The organism is Ensifer sp. ENS07 (assembly GCF_014852185.1).
In the GTDB taxonomy this organism is placed as follows: Bacteria; Pseudomonadota; Alphaproteobacteria; order Rhizobiales; family Rhizobiaceae; genus Ensifer; species Ensifer adhaerens.
Map to the genome: position 1 here is coordinate 101,476 of NZ_JACVBE010000016.1, position 19,569 is coordinate 121,044.

At 59.9% G+C, this 19,569-nt stretch carries 14 protein-coding genes and 2 pseudogenes; 6 read left to right on the plus strand and 10 right to left on the minus strand.

Features of this window, described 5'->3' with window-relative positions:
* Positions 1-1,113: 1,113 nt before the first annotated feature.
* From traG to IB277_RS32335, 3 genes are read right to left on the minus strand one after another with little or no spacing between them, the layout of a single operon-like run.
* Positions 1,114-3,027: a Ti-type conjugative transfer system protein TraG gene (traG, locus tag IB277_RS32325; protein ID WP_192372684.1), complete on the minus strand. Its 1,914-nt coding sequence runs from the start codon at positions 3,025-3,027 to the stop codon at positions 1,114-1,116.
* Positions 3,018-3,257, minus strand: coding sequence for a conjugal transfer protein TraD (locus IB277_RS32330; RefSeq protein WP_192372686.1), 240 nt, complete (start codon positions 3,255-3,257; stop codon positions 3,018-3,020). Before IB277_RS32330 ends, traG begins: the two co-directional genes overlap by 10 nt.
* Positions 3,247-3,534 carry a TraC family protein gene (locus IB277_RS32335; RefSeq protein WP_060529389.1) on the minus strand — a complete coding sequence of 96 codons (288 nt, stop codon included), beginning with the start codon at positions 3,532-3,534 and terminating at the stop codon, positions 3,247-3,249. Before IB277_RS32335 ends, IB277_RS32330 begins: the two co-directional genes overlap by 11 nt.
* 219 nt (positions 3,535-3,753) lie before the next feature.
* Between IB277_RS32335 and traA the strand changes: the two genes are divergently transcribed.
* A complete protein-coding gene (gene traA / locus IB277_RS32340) occupies positions 3,754-8,373 on the plus strand; it encodes a Ti-type conjugative transfer relaxase TraA (protein WP_192372688.1) in 4,620 nt (1,539 codons plus the stop codon).
* A 162-nt stretch (positions 8,374-8,535) separates the two neighbouring features.
* On the opposite strand, the gene IB277_RS32345 is transcribed toward traA, so the two are convergent.
* Positions 8,536-8,883, minus strand: a complete 348-nt coding sequence (locus IB277_RS32345) for a hypothetical protein (protein ID WP_060529699.1) — start codon at positions 8,881-8,883, stop codon at positions 8,536-8,538.
* Positions 8,884-9,127: 244 nt separating this feature from the next.
* Here IB277_RS32345 and traI point away from each other — a divergent pair.
* From traI to IB277_RS32360, 3 genes and pseudogenes are all read left to right on the plus strand, one after another.
* Positions 9,128-9,718: pseudogene (gene traI, locus IB277_RS32350) on the plus strand (acyl-homoserine-lactone synthase TraI); the annotation flags it as partial.
* A gap of 159 nt (positions 9,719-9,877) precedes the next feature.
* On the plus strand, positions 9,878-10,639 hold the full coding sequence (locus IB277_RS32355) for a response regulator transcription factor (protein ID WP_177235740.1): 762 nt from the start codon (positions 9,878-9,880) through the stop codon (positions 10,637-10,639).
* Positions 10,640-10,673: 34 nt separating this feature from the next.
* Positions 10,674-12,020 carry an amidohydrolase family protein gene (locus IB277_RS32360; RefSeq protein WP_089045662.1) on the plus strand — a complete coding sequence of 449 codons (1,347 nt, stop codon included), beginning with the start codon at positions 10,674-10,676 and terminating at the stop codon, positions 12,018-12,020.
* Positions 12,021-12,091: 71 nt separating this feature from the next.
* On the opposite strand, the gene IB277_RS32365 is transcribed toward IB277_RS32360, so the two are convergent.
* Positions 12,092-13,441 carry an MmgE/PrpD family protein gene (locus IB277_RS32365; protein ID WP_192372690.1) on the minus strand — a complete coding sequence of 450 codons (1,350 nt, stop codon included), beginning with the start codon at positions 13,439-13,441 and terminating at the stop codon, positions 12,092-12,094.
* A 33-nt stretch (positions 13,442-13,474) separates the two neighbouring features.
* Positions 13,475-14,551 carry an ornithine cyclodeaminase gene (locus IB277_RS32370; protein WP_181529597.1) on the minus strand — a complete coding sequence of 359 codons (1,077 nt, stop codon included), beginning with the start codon at positions 14,549-14,551 and terminating at the stop codon, positions 13,475-13,477.
* Between the two features lie 167 nt (positions 14,552-14,718).
* On the opposite strand from IB277_RS32370, the gene IB277_RS32375 reads away from it, so the two are divergent.
* Positions 14,719-14,994 (plus strand): type II toxin-antitoxin system ParD family antitoxin, encoded by a 276-nt coding sequence (locus tag IB277_RS32375; protein ID WP_192372692.1) that lies wholly within the window; start codon positions 14,719-14,721, stop codon positions 14,992-14,994.
* Positions 14,975-15,246 (plus strand): annotated as a pseudogene (locus IB277_RS38350) (type II toxin-antitoxin system RelE/ParE family toxin). Before IB277_RS32375 ends, IB277_RS38350 begins: the two are co-directional and overlap by 20 nt.
* Before the next feature lie 318 nt (positions 15,247-15,564).
* Here the strand turns inward: IB277_RS38350 and IB277_RS32380 are convergent.
* Genes IB277_RS32380 through IB277_RS32395 form a run of 4 tightly spaced genes read right to left on the minus strand, consistent with a single transcriptional unit; the run spans position 15,565 to position 19,464 of the window.
* Positions 15,565-16,935, minus strand: a complete 1,371-nt coding sequence (locus tag IB277_RS32380) for an MmgE/PrpD family protein (protein WP_192372694.1) — start codon at positions 16,933-16,935, stop codon at positions 15,565-15,567.
* Between the two features lie 58 nt (positions 16,936-16,993).
* Positions 16,994-17,923: a carbon-nitrogen hydrolase family protein gene (locus tag IB277_RS32385; protein ID WP_192372696.1), complete on the minus strand. Its 930-nt coding sequence runs from the start codon at positions 17,921-17,923 to the stop codon at positions 16,994-16,996.
* On the minus strand, positions 17,923-18,570 hold the full coding sequence (locus IB277_RS32390; RefSeq protein WP_112772566.1) for an RraA family protein: 648 nt from the start codon (positions 18,568-18,570) through the stop codon (positions 17,923-17,925). Before IB277_RS32390 ends, IB277_RS32385 begins: the two co-directional genes overlap by 1 nt.
* Positions 18,571-18,603: 33 nt before the next feature.
* Positions 18,604-19,464, minus strand: a complete 861-nt coding sequence (locus IB277_RS32395; protein ID WP_112975786.1) for a TauD/TfdA family dioxygenase — start codon at positions 19,462-19,464, stop codon at positions 18,604-18,606.
* Positions 19,465-19,569 lie beyond the last annotated feature (105 nt).

Genomic DNA, 19,569 nt, shown 5'->3' on the forward strand with positions numbered 1-19,569 from the left:
AGTCTAGCCTCGGGATCATTGACTTCGATCCGGTTCTCGCCTTCGAGCCGTTCGCTGAAGATAGCAACATAGATGCCACTTGTATTCGCTATGCTGGGAAAAAATTGCCCGTAAGGCCGGCGCCGAGCACGGGAGGCCGCCCAGTACCCATGTCGGCGGCTCGGTCGAATTTGAGGTGGCGCCAGTCCTCTCGCCAGCTATGCCAAGGGTCGTCCCACGGGTCGCCGCAGCTCAGTTGCGCAAGGTCGACGAGGTTCATCAATGTCGCGGTATACGAGCAAACGGTGCAGGGCGGCAGAAACGGCGAGGTCTGCTGGTACTCCCGGAGGGCGGACCTCGTCCAACGCCAGGTAGAGCTTCGACGCCCTCTCGATTGAACCGGCCGCCCTTGAGCGCCGTGCCCGCCCTGCTCCTTGGCAAGCTCGCCCATTCTGGCATATGCGCCCGATAGAGCAACGCGCCCGCGGGAAGGTGTTCGAGGATCACCCAAGATATCCCGAACTGATGGAATTCCAGGTAGTCGATCGCATCCTTTGTCCTGCCTTCTGTAACGAGTTGCGTCTTGTAGCGAAACGCCGGGACTGGAGCATTCTCGATAACAGTGCGCGCTCCTTGTCGGCTGCACTACGGATGCCGCGAACAGAACGCGCATCAAGTCGCGCAGCGCGGCCTGTAGCTTGGTGGAACTCGGATGGATCCTGACCGTGTACCGTGTTACGATGCTCCGCCGCGATCGCTGCGAGATCCTGAAGTTGAAGGCCAAACAGGTCCGCAACACCAGTTGCCGAAAGATCGGACGTTCCGGGTTGGTGAACGGCTTCGAGAGCATCGGGTAGAGCAAGCGCGTTCAAGCGCAGCACACACCTCACTGCGATTGCTTTAAGCTAGATCCCGCTCGATTTTTCGACCGCGCTCGAACCCGATTTGGACCATTGCCAGATGGGGAACTTGTGCGTCGACCTTAAGATCCTTGCCAAGGGCGCGGGGTCGGCAAGGACACTACCGCTCGCGTCAGGAAGACAACTTCGGCTCGTATCGGCGGTGCTGACGTCACTCAAGCCGGATGTCGGACGGGGCAATAAGCACGGGTAATGGTTGGCTTGGCGTGGAAGGTTAAATCCGGACAAAGCGGTTTGCCTTGGCTGCCTGATCCATGTCCTTCCGCCGAAAATATATCGCGCGCCCGCAGCGGATTGGGCTATGACCTTGCACGATAATGATCTGCTCGTCTTTGCGCATCGACTGCGTGATCTCGTGCGGCATGATCAGCGGTCGGCGCTGGGGATTGACGCTTTCGGATAGGCGCGATCCTGCGTTTTTTGGGCTCCAGCCAATGACGCGTGAGCCTCTCTTCACCTCGACCGTCATCTCGCCGCATTGGGCCGAGACGCTGCGGGCCGTGTCGAGCGCTTTAATCGCGGCATAGCTGGCAAAGGCGCAGCCGTCGATCCACGACGTCGCGCCATCCCTCCCGAAATGCCGCTCCAGTTGTCCGACCGATTGGTACATAAGCATCATGGAGATTCCGTACTTTCGGCCGCGATCACGCGCCTCTTCCAGCACCCGCATGTAGCCGAGCAGATCGACCTCATCGAGCATGAACAGCGCACGGCGCTTGAAGGTGCCATCGGCCTGCACCATTGCGTTGATCAGCGAGCCGATGATCACGCGGGCGATACCCGGATAGGAGCGCAGGATCGATGCCGGAATATTGATGAACACGTCATTCTTGCCCGCTACGATGTCGCTCGACCTGAACGCGTTCCCGCAGACAAGCGCCGCGTAGCTGTCGAGCGACAGCCATTGCGTGTCCTTAGAGGCCGTGGAATAGACGCCGCTGAAGGTCTGCTCGGTCATGTTGGTAAAGACGCCCAGCGTTTCGCGGATGAAGGCCGATCCCGAATGGTCCTGGATGTCGCGCAGCATGGCGAGCACAGAGGGTTCTGGCTCGGATACGATCTGCCGGAGACTGCGTAAGTTCCGTCGCCCATCATATTCGGGCGACAGCATGACATGGGCGAGCAGACCGGTCAGCAGATTGTGTGCCTGGTTCTGAAAGTAGGAGCCAGTCGAACTTTCAAAGCGCACGCTCTCCGACAAAAGCATGTGAGCAATGCCGACGATGTCCTCTTCCTTGTGCTTCGATTTCTCGATGCCGTCGAGTACGTTGAAGCCCATGATCGGGCTCGTCGGATCGAGCACCATCACCTCGCGGCCGAGCGCGCGGGTTCTATGCTCGACCACCATTGGCGCGACCTCGGTCGATGGATCGAGGCAAATCAGCGGCCCGGTGTAACGCAGCGCCGTGGGCACGACGTTGCTGGTGGTCTTGTATCCACCTGACCCGGCAAAGAAGAGCACGTGCGTTGAATCGAAATCCTGTTTGTAGGTCAGCAATGATGCCTTGCCGCCCTGGCCCCATGTTGCTGGATCGTTCGGATCGAAAGGTAATTGATGAACGACTTCCTTGTCGACCCGGTAACGCTCGCCAACGACGATCTCGCCATCTGGCGGAAACAGCTTTCCCGCCGCGGCCATCGACAGCCAGTTCGCGTCCCCGAAGATCCCGCGCTTGGCTCGCTTCACCGGTTCTGGAACAACCGTGGAGATGCGCGCGCCCACCGCCACCGCCAGGAAGCCGGCCACCAAGCCAATGACGGCGACGATGTCGAGATAGGAGAGTGCCCGGTCCCACGAGACCGCACCGCTCGCCACGTACGGCGCGAGCCGATCGAACTCGCGCAGGACGTAGAAGCCGGCCACGAACAGAAAGCAGACAAGGTTCACTATCGCGATCGACCTTCGCCGGTGCAGCGGCAACGCACAAACGGTCAATAATCCGACGACCGGCCCAAGCAACAACGCGGGCAGGGGCGAGGCTCGTAGGAACCAGTATGATGTTTTTCCAGATAGCTCGCCGGCAAGCTTCGGCCAGTGCCAGCCGACGATGTAGACGGCAAAGGCGGTGACAGCAATTGGCACCAGAACGAGCAGCAGGCTGGGATGCAGTCTTTCCTTTAGTGCCACTTCGCCGCCTCCTCGAGGTGAGATGATCCTCTATCATGCGAAGTCGCCTTGAAGGCTTGCTCACCGATATCGCGCAGCCGCCGATGCTCGTCGGTGCCGGGCACGACGCTTGCCAGTTCCGTTAGGCCGCCAAGCAGAAACGCTCGGTCGGCCCCCGCGAGACCCGCTCTGACGACGATGCCACCGACCAGGAATTTCTCGCGGGCCTCTCGTTTGCGATCATTCGTCATGAGAAACCTCCGCCGTCGTTCCAGACCCGCCACCTGGCTGTCGCCGCGACGAAGCTGTTGCGCCAGCAGTCCCCTTCTTCTCCTCTTTGCGAAATCGCGCGGCAATCTGTTCGAAGATCGCGTCGAGTTCTTCCTCCGTGATCTCCATTTCCGCCAATCCCGTTTTTGTCGCGGCGCGCGCAAACCGCTCGGCGGATTTTACGATTAGCGTTCGTCTGCGCTCGCGCAGCTTCTCGATCTGGGCATCGATATCAGAGAGCGATGATTTTACGGCCATTCCAGCGTCCCTCGTGTCGGAGCAATCTCACGGCGATAGTTATACTATCTATTTAGTGATAGTAAAATAGGATAGGTTGCATCACCCCGAAAAAGCCGCAGCCGGAATTTCGGCATCGGCCGTCTTTACGGAAGAGCGGCATCGGCCCTCCGGTCCGATCGGTTTGAGGGCGCAATATACGTCGCTGGCGCGACGTGCTTGAAAGCTTCGGAGACACTCGTGGCGATCATGTTCGTTAGAGCGCAGGTGATCAGCAGGGGAGGGGGGCGCAGCATCGTCTCGGCCGCCGCCTACCGCCACCGCGCCCGGATGACGGACGAGCAGGCCGGGACGTCCTTCAGCTACCGTGGCGGCGCGTCGGAGCTGGTGCATGAGGAGCTGGCGCTGCCGGACCAGATACCTCTCTGGCTGAAGAGAACAGTCGACGACAAGACCGTCGCGGAGGCCAGCGAGGTGTTCTGGAATGCGGTAGATGCGTTCGAGACGCGGTTGGACGCGCAGCTTGCGCGGGAGTTGATCATCGCGCTGCCCGAGGAGCTGACGCGGGCGGAGAATATCGCGCTGGTGCGCGAGTTCGTCCGAGACAATTTGACGTCGAAGGGCATGGTCGCTGACTGGGTCTATCACGACAAGGACGGCAATCCGCATATCCACCTGATGACGACGCTCAGGCCTATTACGGAGGAGGGGTTTGGGCCGAAGAAGGTCCCAGTCCTGGGCGATGACGGAGAGCCGTTGCGTGTCGTTACGCCGAACAGGCCGAACGGCAAAATCGTTTACAAGCTCTGGGCCGGCGACAAAGAAACCATGAAGGCATGGAAGGTCGCGTGGGCGGAAACGGTCAACCGCCACCTGGCGCTGGCCGGCCATGAGCTCCGTCTCGACGGCCGCTCCTATGCTGAGCAGGGCCTCAATGGGATCGCGCAGAAACACCTCGGCCCGGAGAAGGCGGCGCTCGCGCGCAAGGGTGTCGAGATGTATTTCGCGCCCGCCGATCTAGCGCGGCGGCAGGCGATGGCCGACCGGCTACTCGCGGATCCTGCGCTTCTCCTCAAGCAGCTCGGCAACGAACGTTCCACCTTTGACGAGCGCGAAATCGCCAAGACGCTGCACCGCTATGTCGATGATCCAGTGGACTTCGCCAATATCCGCGCGCGGCTCATGGCTTCGGACGACCTCGTGCTGCTGAAGGCGCAGCAGATCGACACCCAAACGGGCAAGGTGACAGAGCCGGCGGTGTTCACAACGCGGGGGATCCTGCGCATCGAATATGACATGGCGCAGTCAGCCGAGGTTCTGTCGATGCGAAAGGGCTTCGGCGTCTCCGGTGCCAAGGCCGCCGCCGCCGTCCGAAGCGTCGAAACGGCCGATCCGAAAAAATCCTTCAGGCTCGATGCGGAACAGGTCGATGCGGTACGTCATGTCACGCGCGATAATGCCATTGCGGCGGTCGTGGGGTTTGCCGGCGCCGGTAAGTCGACACTGCTTTCGGCGGCCCGCGTCGCATGGGAAAGCGACGGCCGACGGGTGATCGGCGCGGCCCTAGCCGGCAAGGCTGCGGAAGGGCTGGAGGACAGTTCCGGGATCCGGTCGCGCACGCTGGCGTCCTGGGAGCTTGCCTGGGCCGGGGGGCGCGAAACAATGGAGCGCGGCGATGTGCTCGTCATCGATGAGGCCGGCATGGTGTCATCGCAGCAGATGGCGCGTATCCTCAGGGCTGTGGAGGACGCAGGCGCAAAAGCCGTGCTGGTCGGCGACGCGATGCAACTGCAGCCGATCCAGGCGGGTGCGGCGTTCCGGGCAATCACCGAACGGATCGGCTTCGCGGAACTTGCCGGCGTGCGGCGGCAGCGTGATGTCTGGGCGCGCGATGCTTCCCGTCTCCTTGCGCGCGGCAAGGTCGAAGAGGGCCTTGATGCCTACGCGCAGAGGGGCTGCATTGTCGAGACCGAAACCAGGGCCGAGATCATAGACCGCCTCGTTGCCGATTGGGCCGACGCCCGCCGGGACCTGCTTCAGAAATCTGCCGTGGGCGAGCATCCGGGACGTCTTCGCGGCGACGAACTGCTTGTGCTTGCTCACACCAACGATGACGTCAGAAAGCTGAATGAGGCCTTGCGCAAGGTCATGATCGACGAGGGCGCGCTGACAGGTGCGCGCCAATTCCGGACGGCACGTGGGCTTCGTGAGTTTGCCGCGGGCGACCGGGTGATCTTCCTCGAAAACGCCCGCGTCCTCGAACCACGGGCAAAGCGGCTTGGTCCCCAATATGTCAAGAACGGCATGCTTGGCACGGTCGTTTCATCCGGCGACGAACGCGCTGACGCACTGTTGACTGTACATCTCGACAATGGCCGGGACGTCGTGATCAGCGAGGATAGCTACAGCAATGTCGATCACGGCTACGCCGCGACCATCCACAAATCTCAAGGCTCGACCATCGACCGGACCTTCGTGCTCGCCACCGGAATGATGGACCAGCATCTGACCTATGTGGCGATGACCAGGCATCGTAACCGCGCCGATCTCTACGTGGCGCGCGAGAACTTCGAACCGAAGCCGCAGTGGGCGCGTAGCGCACGTGTCGACCATGCAGCCGGCGTCACCGGTGAAATGATGGATACCGGGTCGGCCAAGTTCCGGCCGCAAGATGAAGATGCCAAGGAAAGCCCCTACGCCGATGTGAGGACGGACGACGGAAGCGTTCATCGACTTTGGGGCGTGAGCCTGCCGAAGGCACTCGAGGAGGGCGGAATCAGGACCGGTGATACTGTGATGCTCCGCAAGGATGGCGTCGAAACGGTCACGGTAAGGGTGCCCGTCACTGATGAAAAGACCGGCAAGAAGCGTCTCGAGGAACGTCAGGTCGAGCGCAACGTCTGGACTGCAACCCAAATCGAAACTGTCGATGCGCGCAAGGCGAGGATCGAGCGGGAAAGCCGTCGGCCGCTTGTGTTCAGAAAGCTTGCTGAGCGCCTCGGACGATCCGGCGCCAAGACGACGACGCTCGATTTCGAAAGTAAGGAAGGCTATCGGGAGCATGTCCTTGATTTTGCCCAGCGGCGTGGCATCGACACGCTCGCCCGGGCCGCTGCGGAACTGGAGGAGGGTGCGGCGCGGCGGCTGGCGTGGCTTACGGAGAAGCGGTCGCGGTTGGCGAAGCTCTGGGAGCGAGCGAGCATAGCGCTCGATTTTGCAATCGACCGGGAACGGAGCGTCTCGTACAACGAGGAGCGCAGAGTATCCTTGGTTGCCGGCATCCCGTTAGCCGGAAACTATTTGCTTCCACCCGCCACCGAGTTCCCCCGCAGCGTTGAAGAGGATGCGCGTCTCGCGCAGCTCGCCTCGCAACAGTGGAAGGAGCGGGAGGAAATACTCCGGCCGGTGCTGCAGAAAATCTATCGCGACCCGGGTGGCGCGCTGTCGGCGCTCAACGCTCTGGTATCGGGCGGAGACGTCGAGCCGCGCAAGATTGCCGAAGATCTTGGCCTTGCACCCGAACGCCTTGGCCGATTACGCGGCTCTGACCGCATGGCCGATGGCCGCGCCGCTCGAAACGAGCGCAACGCAGCCATGGCCACCTTATCGGAGCTGCTGACTTTGGCGCGCGCGCATGCAACCGAGTTCCGCAGGCAGGCGGAGCGCTTCGCCAGCCGCGAGCAGCAGCGGCGCGCTCATATGGCATTGTCCATTCCCGCGCTTTCGAAAATGGCGATGGCGCGTCTCGTCGAAGTCGAGGCGGTCCGGGAGCGGGGCGGGGTCGATGCCTACAAGACGGCCTTCGCCTACGCCGCTGAGGACCGTTTTCTGGTGCAGGAGGTCAAGGCGGTCAACGAGGCGTTGACCTCACGCTTTGGCTGGTCTGCATTCACCGCCAGGGCCGATCCGATCGCCGAGCGAAATGTTGAAGAGCGGATGCCGGAAAATCTCGCCACTGAGCACCGTGAAAAACTGGTGCGCCTGTTCGAGGTGATCAGGCGTTTTAGCGACGAGCAGCATCGCGTAGAAAAGCAGGATCGCTCGAAAATCGTTGCCGGCGCAAGTATCGAGTTCGGAAAGGAAGCAGTGCACGTGTTGCCCATGCTTGCCGCCGTCACGGAGTTCAAGACATCCGTCGCCGATGAATCACGGGAAAGGGCGCTTGCCGCTCCCTATTACAATCATCATCGAGCCGCGGTCATGGATGCAGCGACACGCATTTGGCGCGATCCGGCCGGCGCGGTCGCCAAGATCGAGGAGCTTGTCGCAAAGGGTTTTGCCGGCGAGCGGATTGCCGCAGCGGTCACCAACGATCCGGCCGCCTTTGGGGGGCTGCGCGGCTCCGGTCGCCTAATGGACAAGTTGCTTGCTCCCGGCCGGGAGCGGAAGGCTGCGCTTCAGGGCGTGTCGGAAGCAGCAAGCTGTGTCCGTTCTCTCGGAGCGTCTTATGCCGCGGCGTTTGAGGCCGAGACCAAGGCTATCGCCGCAGAGCGCCGGCGTATGGGGGTCGCCATTCCCGGCCTATCGCGGAAGGCTGAGGATACGCTGCGGCAGTTGACGGCAAGAATGAAGAAGAAGAGTGGCGGGCTCGACGTTGCTGCGGGTTTGACCGATCCGAACGTCGCCCAAGAATTCGTCGCCGTCAGCCGGGCGCTCGACGAGCGCTTCGGCCGCAACGCGTTCCTGCGTGGGAACAGGGACGTTTTCAACTTTGTGTCGACAGCGCAACGGAATGCATTCGAGGCAATGCAGGAGAAGTTGAAGCTTCTTCAGCAGATCGTGCGGGCAGATAGCGGCCAGAAGATCGTTTCCGAGCGCCAACGACAGGCGGTCAATCGGGGTCCTGGTGTCGAGCGGTAGAGGCAATTCAAAGAGCTTCATTCACTCAGGTGTCTCGGCAGCCGGTCCTTGCTGCACGGCGCGGCAGCGAGTTGCTCCGCAGACCGAACCGAAGAACGGGGTTGGAATCCGATGACGTTTCTCCTTTGGCATCAATTCGGTGCAAGTACACGCTCCGGTTTATCAATCAGGTGATAGAATTCTACGAAAAAAAACCTTTGACAGACACGGGAACCGGTCGGCCGGGTGCCACCCAACGTCTTTACCTGTAAATTCCGGTAGCGCGGCCAAGGCTACCTGCAAAAGCGTCCAGATACCGTAAAAGGCGAGGGTGTCCTGCGCGTCTATCCGAAAATGCAAGCCCTCGTCCGTCGGCCTCAGCGTCACGCGTGCGTCACCAAAGTCCAGCGACCGATCGACCCCCGTGGCGCCGATCGGGCTCCAGTATTCGCGGTAGCGGGCGAAGACCTCGCTTACGCCCTGTTCCGCATTCTGGACTGCTACGAACGCTTCTGCGGTATGCTTGTACATCGGCACTCCTTGCTGCAAATCCTCGCGTGCATTGAATTATCAATTTCGGCTCTCGGCTGCTTCGCCACCTCGGTCCTGCACGCTCGTGGCACGGTTTTCGATACAGATCGCTGATGTATGACAACTCATGCGTGTGATATTCATGCACGCTTTGGTCGAGCGCTCGACTACTAATTCTATTAGTCGCCTAAGGGCGGAAACTCGTGTCCAGTGGTCTGAAGCAGGTTTTCTTCGGAGAATGGAGATGGAGATACTAGCTGTGCCGGCTGCAGCGCGCGGAGAATTTGCTGACTTGATCGACTCGATGCATCGGCTGCGTGCGCGAGTCTTTGGCGACAGACTGGACTGGGATGTAGACATAAGGGACGATCGTGAGGCCGATGCTTACGATCAACTCAATCCCACCTATATCTTGGCCGTTTCTACCACAGGTGCAGTGGCGGGCTGCGCGAGGCTTCTCCCCGCTACCGGGCCGACGATGCTCGCCAATACGTTTCCGCAGCTCCTCTCATCGCGACGGCTCGACGCCCATGCAGGCATGGTCGAAAGCTCGCGCTTTTGCGTTGACACGGTGCTCGACGAGGGCAGGACAGGGGGAGTTCTCCATGGGATGACGCTTGAGATGTTCGCCGGCATCATCGAGTGGTCGATGGCGAACGGCTATTATGAAATCGTCACGGCAACGGACCTGCGGTTCGAGCGCATTTTGAAACGCGCCGGCTGGCCGATGCAACGTCTTGGTCAGCCGTGTCCCATCGGCAGCACGATGGCCGTAGCAGGCGTGCTTCCTGCCGACGCCGCGAGCCTTAATCGGATTCGCGCTGCTGCCTGTCGCCAGGAACACATGTGCACCACAACTTCGCTGCTTGAGGTGGCACGGCGTGGAACGGCGCCTTCTGCCGATTTAGCGCAAGCGGCCACACCCACAGAGGACGATGCAGGTCCTCACGAGGGATCAGATCACAACTGACGCTGCGCAATAGAGGAGAGGTCTTTGAATTCCGCGCGACCGCAGATCCTGATCGGTTCGACCGATGCGGATTACTATCTGCTACTCGTCCACATCCTGGAATCCGAGGGATATCAGGTCATTCTTGGTTCCGGGGTCGAGGAGATCGTCCATTTTGCAGGCGAGTACGATGTCGCAGCCATTCTTCTTGATTGTCGATCGGGAGAAAATTGGGCTCCCGCAGCCTGTGTAAAGCTGAAGCAGGAGCCGCGGACATTCGGGATTACGACGGTCGGGTTGATTGGCCCCGGTGCGGAAAGTCGGTTTATCGATCTGCTGAAAGCCGGGATTGACGAGAATTTCGTAAGACCGATCACTCCCTCTAAGCTGCTCAGCTTCCTGCGCGACCGTATCCTCCTTCCGCAAGTGTCGGATCCGATGGCGAACGACGGTCATATCCTCGTCTATGCAGGGATTGAACTGAATACCAACAGGCACAGCGTCAGGCGTCTCGGCATCAACGTCCACTTGGGACCGATCGAATTCCGGCTGCTGCAGTTTCTGATGGAGAACCACGAGCAGGCGTGCAGTCGCGCACAACTCATTGAAGCTGGTTGGCCGGAGCGCCGTTTCGTCGACGTCAAGACGGTGAATGTTCATATCGGTCGACTGCGCAAGGCGCTGAGCGTGACCTGCGGCCCTGATCTCATCCGCACGGTTCGATCGTCCGGCTACATGCTCGATGGTTCCAGTCAGGAACGATCGCAGTACAACCCGGCTCGGCCGGGCGAAGGGACTGGCGACTAGGACAGCCCCCCGGTTGACGAAAGGAACAGCTGTCATGGATCTGGTAATCCGAAATGGAGGTCTCATCACTGGCGACGGCAAGACGTTTCACAAGCGGGCTGCCGTATATGTCCGGAAGGGACGGATCATAGGTGTCGACGCCGCCGCAGGCGCTGAAATCGCGGCGCGAGAAACCATCGATGCGGCCGGCGGCATCGTTATGCCAGGTCTCATCAATGCACATGCGCACGGCTGTATTCGGGGGCCTTCCATGCCGAGCGGCTCGAAGCCATTTGCAGGCGATGATGTTGCCTATTTCCGGAACCGTCATCTTCTTCAGGGAACAACCACCCTTTTGAACGTCTGCGGTCTGGCCATGGCCGACGAAATAGATGTCGACAACGTAGAACGTCATGCCATGGATATCCGCGTTTCCACGGCTCACACTCCGAAAAACATCGAGGCGGCGCTTGTGGTCGACGGCAAGGGACTTTCAGCACGACACCTGAGCGCGACGACAGATGACCTGTTGGCCTGCGGCGCGGTCGCCCTTGGCGAGGCAGGTGGTGGGCAGACACTGGGTGGCGGCGCGCAAGAATACAGGTTCATCCCGCAAGCCTTTCTGCAAGAGTTCGGGGTCGAAGTGACACCCGCAGCCGCGAGGCGCTTGAAGAACGCGGTTCTTGGCCGCTATCTCGATCCGGCGGAAGGCCTGTCGAATTTAAAACTGACTAACGAGTTGGAGTGTTGCGGTCTTTCCGGGCTCGCCGATGCGGATCGCGTTCGCGATATCATTACGCGATCGGTGATGCCTTCGGTTGCCCTCTCGTTGGCCGGATTCGATGAAATCGCACGCGAAGCCGAGCGGTTAGGATATCCCGCGATCTTCCACAATGCGGCACCATCTGCGAAGCGTCTGATTGCCGCGGTCGAGAAGCACCCGAAAGCACGTCTCGTCGCCGGTCATAGCAATCACCCGAGCTTTCTCCCGGAGGAGGCAGTCTCGAACGCCCAGAACCTGAGAGGGAAAGGGGCCATCATCGATGTTTCGACACTGGATTGTATAGGGACGCGCTGGCGCAACGATCCATCCAACCTTGACGCACTGATCGATGCGGGCTGTGTCGATACGATTTCGACCGATTTTGCCGGCGGGCATTGGGATGGAATTCTTGAAGCGATCCAGCGAATGGTCAGAAAGAAGCAATTGTCTGCGGCCGAAGCGGTGGCCCTTGCGACCGGGAATGTCGCGCGTGTCTTCACTCAAATGGCCGGTGACCGCGGACTGATTGAAAAAGGCAAGCGCGCAGACCTGATCGTTGTCGACCACGTTAATCTGAGCCGGGTCAGGCATGTCGTGATCGCAGGCCGTATAGTCGTCAGGAATGGCCGGCTTATCTGACCGCGGCTGCAGTTGCGAGATTTCGGCGCCGGATACGATCCGATTGACACAAAGTGCAGTAGTGGTCGAGGTCAGTCGATCAATCGCATCCTTAGGCGCTGGAGGAGGGGGGCCGCATCTCCATTTTTAAGCGTCTCAAAAGCCTCCAGGACAGTATTTTGCGCCCTGGGAGAAAGCTTGCCCCGCGTCGCTGCCGAGAACTTATTGATGAGATCCTCCCAGTCTAAGGGACGCGCCTTGTCCCCGCGTGGCGAGGTCACCTTGGATGTGATCGATTTGCCATCGGTCATTCGCAGGCATATCTGCGCAAGGGTCTCACCCGGAAAACGGGCGTCGATCTCAGGATTAACCGAGAGACGAACCTTGCGGGCGAATTCGATGAGGTCCGGCCTGCCCAGCTGCGCACCACCGACCGGCGCCAGCGCCGCAGTTCCATCGACAACAGCAATCGCTATGCAATAAGGCAGACTGTATTGGATCTCCGTCAATGTATTGGGAGACACGGTGTTTGAAAGTCGGAGAGCCCATTGAAAGGTCTGCACTTCGATTGATGCGATTTGTTCGGTCCTGATGTCAGCACCTGACGAAAGCGCCGCGAAGGCATCAAGAGCGGGATGGATGTAGCGGCAGCAGGAATAGGGTTTGAAATAGACCCTCGAGATCTCAGTTGGATCACCCAAGTCCGCTATGATGCTCGGCCGGTCGAAGTGCGACGCATGATCGAGCAGATCCTGCGGCCCGGTAAATCCCCGCTCCGCAAGACGCAAGGCGGTCAGGCCCGTCAGGACACTCCAGGGAATACCCTCCTTGACGTCGTTCCCGGTGAGATTGGCATAGCCGGAGCTGCCGTTTGCCTCCTGGTTTGGCGCGAGGACCCCGGCTACAGCGAGTGCGTGTGCGAGTGCCGGGGGATCGGTTCTGTAGAGGCGGCCGGCCGTGGCCGCGGCAGCATAGCCGGTCCAACGTCCCGATTGTCGGCTTTTGATAGCTTGCGGGTTCTGCGCCACCGCGATGCGAATTCCGGTCTCGTATCCGAGAGCGATTGCGGTCAGGAGATCATCGGCGGATGAACCATTCGTAGATGCCACGGAGAGTGCTACGGGTATCACAGCCGCACCGGGATGACCGCGCGCGGCGCGATGGCCGTCATCGAAATCGAGTGCGGAGGCTGAGGCAGCGTTACAGACTGCCGCAGCAGTGACCCCGAGACATTCACCCGTAAACCAGACTGAAGCCTGGCCGCTTCCAAAGTCTTGCCGGGCGACCGCGCGCATTGCGCGGGCACTCGGAACATCGCAGCCGACGACGTAAGCGGTGACTGCATCCACAATACAGCAAGTGGCACTTAGCCTCAGATCGGGCGGCAGAGCGTCGGAAGGATAATTCGCCAGATAATCTGCAAGGATCTCGGTGACATACATCAGCCCTCTCCGTAAAGCTTAGGCTGCCTGGCGTCAGTTCGTGCTAGATGAGTGGACGGATGAAGCCGCGCCCCCATCTGGCGAGAACCAGGTTTCGTAAACATGAGCGGCGACGTACAGATCCAGCATGGGTAACCCGACGCACGTGATGAGGATCGGTAATTCCGATCCGCCGCCCGCGTCACAGAAATCCTTTAAGTTCATGACACCGAGCGCTGGGCCAAGCTGCTCCAATGTCGATCCCTTGCGTGAGAAGTAGAGCGCCAGGCTTTGCGAGTTTCGCCGCGACACCATCGAAACGTCATCACAGAGCGTCAGTCCCGACCGAAGAACTTTTTGGATATGGCCGGATGGAGCCTCGTCTCCCCCAAGATGCAGAACAACGGCGTTTGGGCAAACCTCTTCGCTCTCAAACACCGGTGCGCTGGCATTGGTAGCGGTGATGACAAACCGGCAATCACGCAGCCTTTTATTATCCGCGACAGCCTCAAGCCGAATTCGAGGTGACTGTCTGTGTCTTTTAACGAGTTGGCGCGCGGAAGCGCCTGAGCGGCTGCGCACGAATATCTTCGAGACGATGCCGGCTCCGAAATGATCGAGCACTCTAATAATCTGCTCGGCAATGGGGCCTGCTCCAAAGAGGAAAACAGAGAGTTCTTCTGTTTTGGGGAAGAAAAGTTCAAGCGCCATCGAGGCATAGGTTGCCGTTCTTGCGGCAGAGATATCGGTTCCGTCCATCACGCAAAGCGGGCGCAGCGTGAAGCTGTCTAGCAGCAGGATCGTCGACGTCGAACGCGGCTGACCCAGTCGACGGTTTATCGCATTGGCACCGACCACCTTCACGGCCGCATATCTGGCCCCGACGCTGGAAAGCGCCGAGAGCTTCCAGCCCAATCGCTCGCCTTGCAACCTATCGCGGTAAGCTTCAAACTGGGGTTGGTTCCATAAGGCGGCTTCGGGAAAGGACAAAACAGATTTGAGACCATGGGCTTGGCCCAAGCGGATGTCGGACCAAGCTGCCCTGGCGGCATCGTGGAGCGCGGAGGCCTCGAGACGGACGCCGAGGCGCTTCATTTCCGCAAGTGAAATGTATCTGGGTGTGCTCTCCATCACCGTTCTCCGTGGAATTGTCGACGTCATGCGACCGGGAGCAATTTCACATCTGGAACGGAGGGATTAAAGGAAAGGTTCGGATACATTTTTGTCGTCTTTAAATGAACGACTTCCGCCGCTGAGGCGCTACTGAGTAGCAACTTAGGCTCAAAGAAGATAAGCCGATGAGTGTGAAATCGTCGATCTCGTTGACCGAGCAGCAGGATTCGTTTGCCCGTTCGCTGGCGGAGAGCGGTCGGTATTCCAGCATGAGTTCTGTTCTTCAACATGGCCTGGAACTGCTAGGCCAAAAGACCAAATCTGAGGCCGTCGAAACCGCAGCGCTCCGCGAATTGGTCCAGCAGCGATTGAACGGGCCAATGATTTCTGCGACGGAAATAGAAAGCGGCGTCGCGGCAATGATCGAGCGGAAGCGACGGGTTGTTCGTGTGGACTCTTGAATATTCTGAGGATGCCGAACGCGATTTCGAGTTGGTCTTCGATCATCTGTTCGACGCCTATGTCGAACTTGGGGATGCGCCTGACAGGCGGTGGAGCGCACTGCTAAACGGATCCGCAAAGTGCACGTCGAGGTCGATCGTCTCGTCGATAAGCCCTACGGGTTGCGCCCCGTTATTCATCCCGGGATCCGGTTTCTACCGGTGGAACATAGCTGCGCAATCGTTGTCGCGGCAATTTTCTACGGCGCCTAGGACCACATCAGAAATATGCTCGCACGTATGCTGGCGGGTTAAGATTCTTACAGCCCCGAGGCCCTCCTCAGATTGACCCTAAATCGGTCGCGTCGGAGGTGGTAGCTGCGGTTCTGCACGTGGGGCTCGTCGACGTCGGCCGTGGAGGGCAAGCGGCGCGCAGCGAATGACTAGAGAATTTGGCTGCCCGCACGTCTTCGCTGAGGTCGCTATGCAGGCCAGGGGGAAGGACCGTGGGGACGCCCGTCCCCAAGGTGTTGATCTGCGGTTGCAGACTTAGCTTGCGAACAAAATGTGTCATGTCGGTATATGCCGGTATCAGCTGACCAATACGCGAAGGAGCGTCCGGAGCGATCCCGCCTTATCCAGCGCGTACACGTTATCAATGGCTTCGCAAGCTCCGCTGTCTCCCACGACCGGACTCGCAAGTCGCAAGAACTTACCCTCGAGAGCTGATTTCGGCATGGGGTTACTTGCCTCTCCCTCCGCAACGTCCACGTGCCTTTCGAAGCTTTGCCCGTCGCGCAACTGTAACCAAGCGCTTGCGGCGTGAGCGCCTCGAGGCGAGGCGTGGCTGGTATGTGGCCTGAGCTCGATACTGTCTTGAAACCGCCCGGCGATCTCGTCATGAAGCCAATCCTCCACGAACCAGTCGGGGCCGGGCTCGACGCCGAATACGGCCATGGCTATGGCGTGCGGTGCGCTGAACTGTGCTGCCCACATGTCCCGTGGACGCACTTTGCTAAATGGCGGTTCGCACACGATCGGAGGCGCGGTCACGATCAGCTTGGCATGCAATCCGTCGGCAGGATCAATGCCGGCCATACGGATGACGTCGCGGCTGGCCTGGACACTGCTTAGGATAAGTCGGCAGCAACTGAATGGCTTGAAGCCAACCCGAAGAATTTCGTAGGCGGCCCCCAAACCTTTGGTCAGTTTATCGAAACGGCACTCGTCGGCGCCCGCCATCCGCCAGAAACCTGTCTCACCCTCGAAGACATCCAAAGGCCCCTCGTAGCCGGCAGCGGCAAGGCGTGCGGCCAAGACTCCCATTTGCGCGGCCATGCCGAAGTTGTTCTTCGCCATCGAAGGCGCGTCTCCGTAGACGGTCTTCATGACGGACGCTACTGGCGCATTCGCAGCAGCGATCGCGATGGCATGCGCCGCTCGTCCGGCGTCGAGACGCATGAGTCTCGCGGCCGCTGCTGCTGCACCGAATATCTGCCAAGTCCCATGGCCGTGAATCGCCTTTCTGGGCTGAACGTGAGCCAGTGAGATGCCAACGCGGCAACTCACCTCATAGCCGATGATCACGGCCTCGAGGAATTCTGTGCCTGAAGACTTCGTGTGCTCAGCGACCGATAAGGCTGCCGCAATCACGGTGGCTCCGGGATGGCCCTTCTCGTAGATGTCGTCGAAGTCGAGCGCATTGATCAAAGTTGCCTTGACGAAGGCGGCAGCCGCCGGTTCGGCACAGCCACTGACAGGTCCGCCGGAGGAGGGTGCGACCTGGCTGTCCACCCGTAGGTTTCTCAGCATTCCAGCCGTGGGCAGCTGGCGCCCACCGAACAAGCAGCCAAGGGAGTCCAGAAGGCAAAGCTTGCTCTTGTCGAAAACGTCGCTCGGAACACGAGTGAGTGCTTCCTCGGCGATATAGCTGCCGAGCGTTTGCGTGATGAAAGCGGTCATATCGGTGTCCGATTACCCGACGATGGCGATTGGCGGTCCATTTTCAGGTGCGCGTTGTCTACGTGCTACTATAAGAAATTGGTGCCCCGAAGGTCTGCGCAGACGAGCTGCAAGAGGAATTGCAACGATCACTGCGCCTGCAACCTCGGTCGACGCGTGCTTGATCGACAAACGAAACCTTGTGCGACGCGGCGGGAATGAGCTTGCGGACTACCGCCACACGCTCGAGATCGAGGTGTGCGGAAACCACACCGACCTGATCGACGGCGCGGGCTACAACCTGTCCCCAGGGGTCGCAGACGAGAGAGTTGCCGTAGGTGAAACGGCGATCTCCGTCCGCTGCAGTGTAGCCTCCCCACTGACCACAGGCGACGAAATAGACCTGGTGCTCGATCGCGCGTGCACGGCAGAGCACTTCCCAGTGGTCCTTTCCCGTCTGTAACGTGAAGGCCGCGGGCAGAATGACCACATCGACGCCGGCGTCTGCAAGCGCATCAAAGAGCCGGGGGAAGCGAAGGTCGTAGCAGATCGCACAGCCGATCCTGAAACCGCCGGATTCGTAAACGAACAGGCTTTCTCCAGGCGCAACGGTGGCGGATTCTCGATACATCTTGCCATCTGGCGCCTCGATGTCGAACAGGTGAACTTTGCGGTAGCGGCCGACCTCGTTACCTTCTGGGTCAAAGACGACCGTTGTGTTGTAGATCTTCGAACTTCCATCGACCCTTTCGAGCAAGCTGCCGCCGTGGATCCAGACCTTTTGCCGGGCGGCGAACGTCTGCAACATGCGATAGGCGTCGCCGCCCGGCATATGATCAGCCGCCGCCAGTTTCTCCGCCATCGTGCCGCCGGACCAGTCGAAATGTTCCGGGAGAACGATGAGATCTGGTGTATCGCGTGCGATTGCCTGCAGCATCAGGCTCTCGGCCGCGCGTAAATTAATGTCGCGGTCGGGTTGGGAGTTCATCTGGACGAGGGAAATCTTCATTATACGATCCGATCCAGTTCGAAGATGGAATGGCCGGCCTCAAGGTAGGGCCGGAGCTTAAGGGAACGCTGTTGGCGCTCGAGGGCGACGTCCGCGATGCAGCGCATTTCGGAGGGATCGGCAACGAAGACACCCTCCGTATCTGCTAAGACCGCATACCCGGGCAGCACGGCCGCCCCGCCGCAGGCGATCGGGACATTGATCGCGCCACCGATCTGGTGCCGGCGGCTGGTCGTCTTGGACGAGACTCCGCGACACCAGATTGGGAACCGGCTGGCGCCGATCTCCTCGATGTCGGTGCAAGGACCATCGACGATAATGGCGACGGCGCCACGCGCTCGGGCAGCAGCAACGACACCGCCGCCGACGCAGGCAACGTCGTCCCGGTCGACCCGGGAGATGACGAGAACATCCCCCGGGCGGAGCAGATCGATTGCCGTATAGATGACGGCTCCATCGCGGCCGGGCGCGGCGACCGTGACTGCCGTTCCAATTGCCTTGGCCGGAAAGACCGGCGCAATTCCTGCCCCAACAAATCCAAGATATTCGAAGTGGCCGATGGTTGCGGTTTCGACTCCCTCAAGCAGGGTTCGCAGTGCGTCCGGTATTGCTTCCGGCTGTTTTTCAATCTTGTAAGGCTGGGACATCGATGATCTCCGATCTGCCCTGTTGTTCACAAATCAGATCGGGCGCTCGCCGGATGTCGTCGTCCGATGCATAATCCGAATCGTGTTCGGGTCGAATGAATCGCGACGGTGCATCGTGCAACGGTTGTCCCACATCACGATGTCGCCGACGCTCCATTTTTGGACGAAGACTTCCGGCGTGTTGGTGGTGTGCTCCCAAAGCCTTGAGATCAGGTCGTTGCTTTCATCGAGCGGCAAGCCGACGATCCACGCCCCTTCCGACGTCCCGCCAAGATAAAGCGCTTTGCGGCCCGTCTCGCCGTGACTTCTGACCAGCGGATGAACGACGCCGCTCCACTCGCGAAAATCCGCGCTCGTCGGTTCGCCTTTCCCGAGGCGCAATTTCCCCGTTTTGTCGTAGACGTTCTGGAAGAAGATCTGCCGCCCCTCAACAGCACTGCGTAGCTCCTCGGGGAGCGTTTCAAAAGCCTGGTAGGTCGACAGGAAATACGTGTCTCCCCCGGCAGCGGGAACCTCGATAGCCCTGAGGATGGCGCCGGCGGGCGGGCGTTCGTAGAACCATGTGTCCGTGTGCCACGTCGCCTCGCTGTTGCCGAGCGCGCCGCTCGGCTTGCCGTCCTTCATCACATTGCTGATCACCAGGATTTCGCGATGGATCGGGTGTCCGCCTTCCTGCAATTGCTTGGGATGGATGACGAAATCTCCGAAGTGACGGGAGAAGTCGACCTGCTGCTGGTCTGTGATATCGGTCGCCCGAAAGCGAATGACGCCGTATTGCAGCCAGTAGGATCGAACTGCCGCAATGTCCGCGTCGTTGTAGTCGGAGAAATCGAACCCGACGATATCTGCGCAGACGTTGCTGTCATTCTGGATTGCCGAAACTCTTGTTTTCATGTGTGTCTTCGCCTCTGTGTGGGAAGATCCCGGGCTCGGGATCACATAGAGCTTAGCGGAGTGATAAGTCGGAATTCCAATATCAATTCGTTTGCATTAATATTG